General features: G+C 65.6%; 7 protein-coding genes and 1 pseudogene. 3 read left to right on the top strand and 5 right to left on the bottom strand.

Going from position 1 to position 9,856, the window contains the following annotated elements; translation table 11 throughout:
• Positions 1–131: 131 nt before the first annotated feature.
• Both GSQ89_RS32475 and GSQ89_RS32470 read right to left on the bottom strand, forming a co-directional pair.
• Positions 132–1,328 (bottom strand): acyl-CoA dehydrogenase, encoded by a 1,197-nt coding sequence (locus tag GSQ89_RS32475; protein ID WP_158932256.1) that lies wholly within the window; start codon positions 1,326–1,328, stop codon positions 132–134.
• Entirely contained in the window at positions 1,325–3,229 is a 1,905-nt protein-coding gene (locus GSQ89_RS32470; RefSeq protein ID WP_158932255.1) for a DEAD/DEAH box helicase, read from the bottom strand. The genes GSQ89_RS32475 and GSQ89_RS32470 overlap by 4 nt, the downstream gene beginning before the upstream one ends.
• A 377-nt stretch (positions 3,230–3,606) precedes the next feature.
• Between GSQ89_RS32470 and GSQ89_RS32465 the strand changes: the two genes are divergently transcribed.
• A complete protein-coding gene (locus tag GSQ89_RS32465; RefSeq protein ID WP_158932254.1) occupies positions 3,607–3,810 on the top strand; it encodes a hypothetical protein in 204 nt (67 codons plus the stop codon).
• 54 nt (positions 3,811–3,864) lie between these two features.
• Here GSQ89_RS32465 and selD read toward each other — a convergent pair whose 3' ends face one another.
• Positions 3,865–5,982 carry a selenide, water dikinase SelD gene (gene selD, locus GSQ89_RS32460; RefSeq protein WP_158932253.1) on the bottom strand — a complete coding sequence of 706 codons (2,118 nt, stop codon included), beginning with the start codon at positions 5,980–5,982 and terminating at the stop codon, positions 3,865–3,867.
• A gap of 71 nt (positions 5,983–6,053) precedes the next feature.
• Here selD and GSQ89_RS32455 point away from each other — a divergent pair, with 71 nt between their 5' ends.
• Positions 6,054–6,755: a DUF1028 domain-containing protein gene (locus GSQ89_RS32455; RefSeq protein ID WP_158932252.1), complete on the top strand. Its 702-nt coding sequence runs from the start codon at positions 6,054–6,056 to the stop codon at positions 6,753–6,755.
• Here the strand turns inward: GSQ89_RS32455 and GSQ89_RS32450 are convergent.
• On the bottom strand, positions 6,735–8,210 hold the full coding sequence (locus GSQ89_RS32450; protein WP_158932251.1) for an oligosaccharide flippase family protein: 1,476 nt from the start codon (positions 8,208–8,210) through the stop codon (positions 6,735–6,737). The genes GSQ89_RS32455 and GSQ89_RS32450 overlap by 21 nt on opposite strands.
• Positions 8,211–8,301: 91 nt before the next feature.
• On the opposite strand from GSQ89_RS32450, the gene GSQ89_RS32445 reads away from it, so the two are divergent.
• Positions 8,302–8,988: a glutathione S-transferase family protein gene (locus tag GSQ89_RS32445; RefSeq protein ID WP_158932250.1), complete on the top strand. Its 687-nt coding sequence runs from the start codon at positions 8,302–8,304 to the stop codon at positions 8,986–8,988.
• Positions 8,989–9,207: 219 nt separating this feature from the next.
• Here GSQ89_RS32445 and GSQ89_RS32440 read toward each other — a convergent pair.
• Positions 9,208–9,856, bottom strand: a pseudogene (locus GSQ89_RS32440) (heme utilization protein); the annotation flags it as partial.

The following is a 9,856-nucleotide window of genomic DNA, read 5'->3' as shown; positions in this document are numbered from 1 at the left end:
GGGTTCGGACATGGAAACCTCATGGTACGAGGCTCCCTAAGAATCGTATTTCAGACCGCGCCGGAATCCCACACCCCTTCAAGCGATTGCCCTGGGTTGTGTTATCGGCGCGCCGGAGGAGGAAGAGGCGTCTATCCCCCGAACGCGGAAATCCCCGTCTGCGCGCGCCCGAGGATCAACGCATGCACATCGTGCGTGCCTTCGTAGGTGTTCACCGTCTCCAGGTTCATCACGTGACGGATGACGTGATATTCATCAACGATGCCGTTGCCGCCATGCATGTCTCGCGCGACGCGGGCGATATCCAGCGCCTTGCCACAATTGTTGCGCTTCAGCAGGCTGATCATTTCGGGCGACGCATCATGCTCATCGATCAGTCGTCCCAGCCGCAGCACCGCGTGCAGGCCCAGCGTGATCTCCGTCTGCATGTCCGCCAGCTTCTTCTGGATCAGCTGAGTCGCTGCCAGCGGCCGGCCGAACATCATGCGTTGCAGCGTGTATTCGCGAGCGGCGTGCCAGCAGAATTCGGCGGAGCCCAGCGCGCCCCATGCGATGCCGTAACGAGCATTGTTCAAACACGAAAACGGCCCACGCAGCCCCTTCACGTTGGGTAACTGGTTCGCCTCCGGGACAAACACGTCCTGCATCATGATCATGCCGGTGACCGACGCCCGCAGCGAGAATTTCCCCTCGATCTTCGGCTGCGTCAGGCCCTGCATGCCCCGTTCCAGCAGATAACCGCGGATGTCGCCGGCATCGTCCTTCGCCCACACCACCAGCACATCGGCGATCGGCGCATTGGTGATCCAGGTCTTCGACCCATTCAGTAGGAACCCGCCGTCAACCTTCTTCGCCCGTGTGCGCATCGATGCCGGATCGGACCCGGCATCGGGCTCCGTCAACCCGAAGCAGCCGACGAATTCACCGGTCTGCAGCTTCGGTAAATACTTTTGCCGCTGATCTTCCGACCCGAACGCATGGATCGGATACATCACCAGCGAGGACTGCACGGAAAACGCCGACCGATAGCCGGAATCAACCCGCTCCACCTCACGGGAAATCAGGCCGTAGCTGACATAGTTCACCCCGGCGCAGCCATAACCGTCCAACGTGGCGCCGAGGAAGCCCATCTCCCCGAACTCATTCATGATTTCGCGGTCGAACTTTTCCTCGCGGTTCGCCATCAGCACGCGCGGGAACAGCTTCTCCTGACAGAACGCATGCGCCGCATCGCGGATCGCCCGTTCGTCTTCCGACAGGGCAGTTTCCAGCCGCAGGGCATCATCCCAGGCGAACGGCGTGAAATGGCTGGCAGGGCGGTCGGTCATGCGTCGGAGTCCCGGGTTTCGGGGGTCTGAGACGGGCGAGTGCGAAGGAACATGAAGGCGGGCACGTCGTCGCCAAAACCAACGACGGACGGACCCAGATCGTCATCGCGCCGGTAGCGCCGAGGCTCATCACGCCGAGGCTCCACCCAACGCGGCTCCTCCCGCCGAGGCTCATCTCGCCTGGCATCCGACCGGCGTGGCTCATCCCGGGGCCGCCGCGGCTCCTCACGGTGCGCCGGCCGATCGGCCACCACCGCCAGTTCCGGCTGCTCAGCGGTTTCCGGCCGAGATTTTTCCGAACGCGACGACCGTTTACGCTCGGTGCGTGGCTTCTCGGTCTTTTCCACCGCGTCCCGCGGCTTGGCCTTTTCGGCGGGTTTCTTGCCCTCGGCCGGCTTGCGCCCACGCCGCTTGCGGCCGTCGCGTTCGGCCCAATCCACCGGATCGAGCCCTTCCACCAGGATCGGCGGGATCGGATGGCCGATCAGCTTCTCGATCTGCTCCACCGCGTAACGGTCTTCCGGAGAGGCGATGGTGAACGCCTTGCCTTCCAGCCCCGCGCGCCCGGTGCGGCCGATACGATGCACATAGTCCTCGGCATGGATCGGCACGTCGAAGTTGAACACATGCGACAGCCCGCCAATGTCGAGGCCGCGTGCCGCCACATCGCTGCACACCAGCAGCCGCAACTCGTTCGCCTTGAATTTCTCCAGCGTCGAGAACCGTACCGTCTGCGCCATGTCGCCATGCAGCGCGCCAGCGTCGAAATGATGCTTCGTCAGCGACTTATACAGAATATCGACGTCACGCTTGCGGTTGCAGAAGATCAGCGCGTTCTGCACGTTCTGGCTGCGGATCAACCGCCGCAGTGCCTCCCGCTTGTCGTGCTCCGCGACCAGCGCCAGCCCTTCGGTGATCGTCGTGGCGACCGAGGCGGCCCGCGAGACCGCGATTTCCTTCGGATTGGTCAGGAACGCATCGACCAGCCGGCGAATTTCCGGCCCCATGGTGGCCGAGAAGAACAGCGTCTGCCGCGTCGCCGGCAGCATCGAGACGATCCGCTCGACATCGGGGATGAACCCCATATCCAGCATGCGGTCGGCTTCATCGATCACCAGCAATTTGGTGTCGGACAGCAGGATGGTGCCGCGGTCGAACATGTCCAGCAGCCGGCCCGGCGTGGCGATCAGCACATCGACGCCGCGGTTCAGCACGTCCTTCTGGTCCGACATGCTTTCGCCGCCGATGATCAGCGCGTGGGTCAGTTTCAGGTACTTGCCGTATTGGACGAAATTCTCGGCGACCTGCAACGCCAGTTCCCGCGTCGGCTCCAGGATCAGGCTGCGTGGCATACGCGCTCGGGCGCGCGATCCGGACAGGATATCCAGCATCGGCAGGGTGAACCCGGCGGTCTTGCCGGTGCCGGTCTGCGCGGTGCCCATCACGTCGCGGCCCATCAGGACATAGGGGATCGCCTGTTCCTGGATCGGCGTCGGATGACGGTAGCCCATCTCCTCGACCGCACGCAGCACCTCCGGCGACAGGCCCAGGTCAGCGAATACGACGCGCGCGAGTTCCGGCGGAGCACCCTCGACGATCGGGATCAGCGACATCTGATCGTTGTCCCGGGCTTCGGGCGATGCCACCTCGGCAGCCAAGGGCGCCTCCGGTTCGGTGGCGGCCGGCTCTTCAGGAACGGCGGCTTCTGTAACAGGCGATTCCGGCGCAGGCACGGCAGGCTCTGTCGCGGCGCCGGCTGCCTCCGCGGTCGTGTCTTCCGGAACGATGCGGTCGGCGGCGGCAGTGTCCGCGGCGATACGTTCCGCGACGTGCGGTTCCGCGTCGGTCGGTTCCCGTGAGGCGGTGGTGGTTTCGGTCAAATCCGGTCCAGTCGATTGCATGGGTGCGATTGGGGGGTAGGTATTTCAGCGCTCTGCCAGGAGGCGCGTCGAGGCGCGCCAGACAGCCAAACGCTAAACCCGCATGCGAGGTGCCCTGCATCCTCTCGCGCGCCGGGCGGGGTATCGGGATTACCAAGGGAAAAGTCAAGGATAGGCGGCACCCGAACCCGCCAATCGCCCGGACAAAGGTTCGACAACCGCCGTCCATCCCCCTGGGCACCCGCCATACTGGTTTATACTCAAATAATACCCAGCGGTAGCCTCATACCGAACGGACAAACCAGCGATGCGGCCATGTTTGTTGCGGCGCAACATGACGTTACTACATTGGTTTGGCGCCCAGCGTCACGCTGGCGATGAAGAAAGGGGTCCTCCCCATGTTGTTCGCATTTCCCGAGGTTTTTCGCGACATCTTTGGCCTGTCCAGGCAGCGGGATGAACATTTGCTCGCCGGCGCCGATGAGCCATCCGTTCAGGCGCTTGGTGTCAGCCAACCCGTGCTGGCGCGCTTCCAACAGGATATCGCCATCCTGTGTCCCGACCTTGTGCATGAAGCACAAATGGGTTTGGGGCGGCGCTGAGCGTGATCGCCTGAAGCCGGGGGCGCGGATCATACGATCGAACGACGAAGCCAGCTATTCCAGCCTGATACGGCCGGCGCCTTCCTGTGCCGCCTCCACCTCGCCGATGATCGCGGCATTCAATCCGCCCTCCACCAACGCCTGAAGACACCCCGCCGCTCGCTGTGCCGGTAGGCCCAGCAGCAACCCGCCCGAGGTCTGCGGATCGACCAGCAAGGCGGTATCCGGTGCGTCGCCCAGCACTCGCCGGTTATCCGGAGCCAATGTGCTCTCGATCCCATGTGCCGCCAGGGCGCGCGCACCCGGCAGCGCCGGGATAGCCGCCAGCCGCAGTACCGCGGCGGCGCCGGACGCCTCCAGCATCTCCACCAGATGACCCGCGAGGCCGAAGCCGGTCACATCGGTCCCCGCGCGCGGACGATGTGCCATGGCGATCCGGGCCGCGGCGGCGTTGGTCGTCCGCATCGAATCGATCGCCGCCATCAGCCACCGAGCCCTGGCATTGCCCCGCATATGCCCGGCCAGCACGATGCCAGTGCCCAGCGGCTTGGTCAGGATCAGCTGATCGCCCGGCTGCAGGCCGCCTTTCCGCAGGATCCGGCCGGAATCCACCAGCCCGGTGACAGAAAACCCCAACGCCGTCTCCGACGCCTCCGCGCTGTGCCCGCCAATCAGCGCGCAGCCATCCGCGCGCAGGATTTCGGTCGCCCCTTGCAGCATCGCCGACAGTTCCGCCCGCATCTTCTGTGACGACGCATAAGGCACCGAGGCAATCGCCAGCGCCGTCCACGGCTCCGCCCCCATCGCATACAAATCCGACAACGCATGTGCGGCGGCGATCTGGCCGAACACAAATGGATCGTCCAGGAATGCACGAAAGTGGTCGACCGATTGGACCAATAACTTGCCCAGAGGCGGCTTCAACACCGCTGCGTCGTCCAGGGTCGTCAGCAGATCTGGCGACTCACCCCGAGGCAGCGTTGCGAGCGCACCGGCCAACACCTCCGCGCTCACCTTGGCGCCACAGCCACCGCAACGCATCGGTGCGTCAGGATCAGGCTCCATCCGCATTTCGGTGTACATCCGCATCCAGCGCCGGTCGATGCGGTCCTTCAGCCACCACAGCCGCCGCCCCTGCACCGCAATCCCATTCCGCCACGCCACCGCTCGGCCTCGCCCTAAGCCGAGGATCGCCAGTCCGTTCCGTTGCGGCTTCCATGGCTTCAACGCCCAGCCTTTCGCCGCCCGCCGCAGGTTCTCGGCCAGCGGCGCACCGGCCCGCACCGCCCAGACCCCGGCTTTGGGCCGCGGGTCGCCTTCCACCGACGCGCAGTCTCCCGCCGCGAAGATGTGCGGATGACTGACGCTGCGCAGATCGTGCGTCACGCGGATGCAGCCGATCGGATCGCAGGCGACGCCGGACGCGGCCAGGAACGCCGGTCCCTGCACCCCGGTCGCCCACAGGGCCGTCGCGACCTCCACGTAACTGCCGTCGGACAGCAACAGCCGGCCGTCCCGCAGTTCGATCGCACTGACGCCGCTGACCAGTTCCACACTGGCGTCGACCAGCGCCTGCCGCACCGCACGCCGAGCGGCGGCTGGTGAGATGGAAAGCGGTTCGGCGGTCGCCGACACCAGCACCAGCCGCAACCGGCCGGCGAAGCGTTCGGCCAGCGCCAATGCCAGTTCGACACCGCCCGGCCCGCCACCCACCACCGCGACCCGCACACCAGCGGGAAGCGCCGCTTCCAGATGCTGTAACCGGTCGAGAAACAGACCGATTGGCTTCACGCCGATGCCGGCTTCCGAACCTCCAGGGACAATCGGAACGCCGCCGACATCGATCGATAACAGGTCGAATGCGATGTCCGGCCGGCCGGGAAGGGTCACAGTCCGCTCATTCGGGTCGAACGCCACCGCCTCCGCGAGGATCAGCCGAGCGTTCGCCATCGCGGCGAGCGGTGCCAGGTCGATATGCGCTTCCTGATGCGTGTAGTCGCCCCGGATCAGGCCAGGCAGCATACCGGAGTAGGGCGTCTCCGGTTCCCGCCCGATCAGCGTCAGCCGCACACCTGGCTCCGGACGCATTGCAAAACGGCGCAGCACCTCGACATGGGCATGACCGGCGCCAAGCAGCACGATGTCGGTCTCGACCGGACGGGACGGTTGCATCAACCGACCTTAGAGGCTTCCGGCGAGTCGCACCTTTGGGTTTAATTGGCCCCTTCAGCAGGAGGCTGTGCATGACCTGGTCGATCCTCGCCCGAGACCCCGCCACCGGCGCGCTGGGCGCCGCCGTCGCGACACGCTTCTTCGCCGTCGGTGCCCTGGCGATCCACGTTGAGGGCGGCGTGGCGGCGCTGGCGACCCAGGCGCTGATCAACCCGATGTACGCCGTTCACGGAATGCCCCGGTTGCGTGCCGGACAGCCACCGGAGCAGATCGTCGAGGCACTCTTGGCCGCCGATGCCGGCCGAACTCACCGGCAGATCCACATACTGGATGCGAGCGGACGGATCGCCGCCCACACCGGGACAGACTGTGTCGGTTGGTGCGGATCGGTGCGCGGGATCGACATCTCGATCGCCGGCAACATGCTGGCGGGTCCGGACGTGGTGTCGCAAACCCTGGCCGCGTTCGAGGCAGTCATCGGTCCGCTGCCCGACCGCCTCTTGGCGGCGCTGGAGGCCGGTGAGGCCGCCGGTGGCGACAAGCGCGGCAAACAGTCGGCTGCCTTGAAAATCTGTACCCGCGATCCGTATCCCGACCTGGACATCCGAACCGACGATCATCCGGATCCACTGGCCGAATTGCGCCGCCTGGTCGCCGTCAGCCGGCAGCGTTTCGCGGCATTCCGCCGGTTCCTGCCGGGCGCCGACAGCCCATGCGGGGTGTTCGACCGAGCGGTGATCGAGGCAGCGATCTCAGCGCACGGTGCGTCGTAGCAGCGCCAAGACGTCCGTTTCTGCTCCCGCCGGCCGGCCCGCCAGTGTCCAGCTTGCCAGCAGCGTCAGCACATAGACGGCACCCCCGCCGGCGACCGCCTCCATCAGCGCTACGACGCCACTGTCGTCGGACCAACCCAGGCCGCTGCCAGCCAGCGCGGCCGCCATGACCGAGGCGGCGAGCACTGGGCGCCAGACCGGCCGCATCACCCGTCCGATACCGACGCGGAAGCGGCGCAGCGCAGTGCCGACCGTCAGGGCTTGCTCCAGCACCACGGCGACGGCCACACCGATCGCCGCGCCTGCCAGTCCGAAATGCGGGATCAGTGCCAGCAGCAACGCGACGCGGACCGCGGCGCCGGCCAGGGTGATACCGACCAATCGCCCCAACAACGCATGTGCGCTCAGCAGATGCAGGCTGAGATGACCGAACACCATGACGGTGAAACTCAGCGACAGGATGCGCAGCACCGGCACGGCCGGTTCCCAGCCCGGTCCGAAGGCCAGCGCCACCAGGGGGGCCGCGACCAGCGACAGGCCAACCCCGGCCGGCAGGGTCAGCAGCGCCGCGGAGCCCATCAGCCGCAACAGGGTTTCGCCTGGGTCGGCCTTCTCCTGCCGTCCCACCGCGAAGCCCGAGAAGGCCGCGCGACCCAGCGGCTCAACCAATTCGGTCGTCGGCAAGGCGGCGATCTCGGCCCCGACACTGTAGAAGCCGACGAAGGTTGTGTTCATCAGCCGGCCGATCAGCAGCGAGTCGCTGCGGTCGCGCACCAGGATGGCAAGGCTGAGCAGCCAGGTCCAGGTCGAATACCCCGCCAGTCCGCGCCAGGCTTTCAACGACAGACCGGGGCGGTACGGGTGCATGACGTAGCTCATGACCACGCGCAGCCCGCGGTTGACGCCCATGCCGACCAGCATCGCGACGTAGGAATGCAGCAGTGCCGCCGCCGTCATCGCTGCGACGATGCCGCACAGCTTCGGCAGCACCATGATCGCGAATTCCTTGTGGAAGGCGAAATCGCGACGGAAATCCACCGCGCCGATATTGGCGCAGCCGTCCAGCAGCGGCAGGCAGGCGACGAACAGCAGCACCGGACCCAGCCGCGGATCGGCGAAAAATCCCGCCGCCGGATAGGCGAGGGCAGCGACCAACACGGTGACAGAGACGCCGCGCAGCAGGTTCAGAGTGAAGGCGGTGTCGTAGAACACCGAACCGGGGGTTGCCTCGCGGATGACGGCTTCCTCAGTGCCCAGAGTCAGCATGCCGTCGATGGTCTGCGTGAAACTCGTGGCCAATGCGATGATGCCGAAATCCGCCGGCTGGATCAGGCGCACCAGCACCAACGTGCTAACCAAGCCGAGGACACGCATCCCCAGACGCCAGGCCATGACCCAGCCGGCGCCTCGGGCGGTGCGGAGCAGCAAGCTATCGGGAGATGGGGTCTCGGACACCAGCCGCTTGTTATCATGCCGAGCCGGATGGTCCCAAGGGGGATACGGGCGTGATATGGACGGGTGCGTCGATCTGGGATCATGATGCGGCATGAGCATCGTTCTGTATGATCTTGCGGGCGCGGACCCTGATGTGCGGTTCAGCCCCTACTGCTGGCGGACCCGATTCGCCCTGGCTCACAAAGGTCTGCCGGTGGAAACCGTACCCTGGCGCTTTACCGACCGCGACGCGATCGCTTTCTCCGGGCAAAGCAAGGTGCCGGTGATCCAGCACGAGGACACGGTGGTGTTCGATAGCTGGACGATCGCCGAATATCTGGAGGACCAAGCCCCGACGCCAACCTTATTCGGCGGCCCCACAGGTCGCGCCCATGCTCGGTTTGTGAACGCCTGGGCGGATTCGGTCCTGGTCGGCGGTATCGCCCGGTTCATTGTGCGGGATCTGGTCGACATTATCGATCCCAAGGATCGCGACTATTTTCGCTCCAGCCGCGAAGCGCGTTTTGGCAAGAGCCTTGAAGCGGTGCAAGACGGACGCGAAGACCGTCTGACGGCGTTTCGCGACCTGCTGCTGCCAATCCGTCTCGTCCTACGGCGACAGCATTGGTTAGGCGGCGCGGCGCCGAGTTACGCGGATCACATCATCGCCGGAACGCTGATGTGGCCTCGTTGTGCAAGCCGTTTCGAATTACTGCAGGCGGACGATCCGATTGCCGCATGGCTCGATCGTGTGTTGGGCTTGTACGGTGGCCTAGGCCGGGAAGCCAGGCGAGCCTGAATCCGATTCCGCTTCGGAGACTGGCCTCAGGCCTTGCTAAGGTGGGTTAGTCGCCGCCGACATACCGACCGCCCAGTCTGTTGCCCGTGTCGTCACATCCCCCGGTGATAGGTCGAGGTCGACCGGTCTGTCGCCTGACCCGCGGCGGGAATGCCGGGTGTTGGGATCGTTCATCCTATCCCCTCTTCGGATAATGAGTACCACGGCTGTTCGTCGAGGTCAGAGGGCGCCGATTTGGGCGGTGGTCATCACCCCAATTTGGGTCGAGGTAAAGGCGGGGATTTGGCTGGTGGACAGGGCACCGAACTGTGTCGTGGTGAAGGCCGGAATCTGACTGGTGCTGAAGGCTGGGATCTGACCGGTCGTCAAAGCCGCCATCTGACTGGTCGTTAGGGCGACAATGTCCGTCGTCGTTAAAGCGATCAGCTGATTGCTGGACAGTGCCACGATGTCGCCGGTGGACAATGCGGCGGTCTCGGTGGTGGTCAGCGCACTGATCGCCGCGGTGCCGAGAGCGGCGAATTCGATTGTTGTCAGCGCCAGCACGGCCGAGGATGTCAATGCCATAAACTGCGCCGACCCCAGCCCGGCGATGCCGCCGGTGGACAGCACCGGGACCTGGGTGGTGGCCAACGCGGCAGCCTCGGTGGTGGTGAGCGCCGCCACCTGCGCCGAGGACAACGCCGCCACCTCGGTGGTGCTTAGCACCGCCACCTGGGACGTGGTCAGGGCCTTTATTTGCGCCGTGGTCAGCGCCTTGACGTCAGCGGTGGACAGCACCGGCACCTGGGTGGTGGTCAACGCTGCCACCTGCGCGGTGGTCAGCCCGGCGACCTGAGCGGCGGTCAGCACCGCCACCTGCGACGTA

The sequence above is a fragment of the Acidisphaera sp. S103 genome (genome assembly GCF_009765975.1).
GTDB lineage: Bacteria > Pseudomonadota > Alphaproteobacteria > Acetobacterales > Acetobacteraceae > Rhodopila.
This window is presented reverse-complemented; position numbering and strand designations above follow the sequence as displayed.

What these genes read in the sequence shown, in the direction of transcription:
- GSQ89_RS32455 (WP_158932252.1), top strand. Translation starts at nt 6,054, where the DNA reads ATGACCTGGTCGATCCTCGCCCGAGACCCCGCCACCGGCGCGCTGGGC.
- GSQ89_RS32475 (WP_158932256.1), bottom strand. Translation starts at nt 1,328, where the DNA reads ATGACCGACCGCCCTGCCAGCCATTTCACGCCGTTCGCCTGGGATGAT.
- GSQ89_RS32465 (WP_158932254.1), top strand. Translation starts at nt 3,607, where the DNA reads ATGTTGTTCGCATTTCCCGAGGTTTTTCGCGACATCTTTGGCCTGTCC.
- selD (WP_158932253.1), bottom strand. Translation starts at nt 5,982, where the DNA reads ATGCAACCGTCCCGTCCGGTCGAGACCGACATCGTGCTGCTTGGCGCC.
- GSQ89_RS32445 (WP_158932250.1), top strand. Translation starts at nt 8,302, where the DNA reads ATGAGCATCGTTCTGTATGATCTTGCGGGCGCGGACCCTGATGTGCGG.
- GSQ89_RS32470 (WP_158932255.1), bottom strand. Translation starts at nt 3,229, where the DNA reads ATGCAATCGACTGGACCGGATTTGACCGAAACCACCACCGCCTCACGG.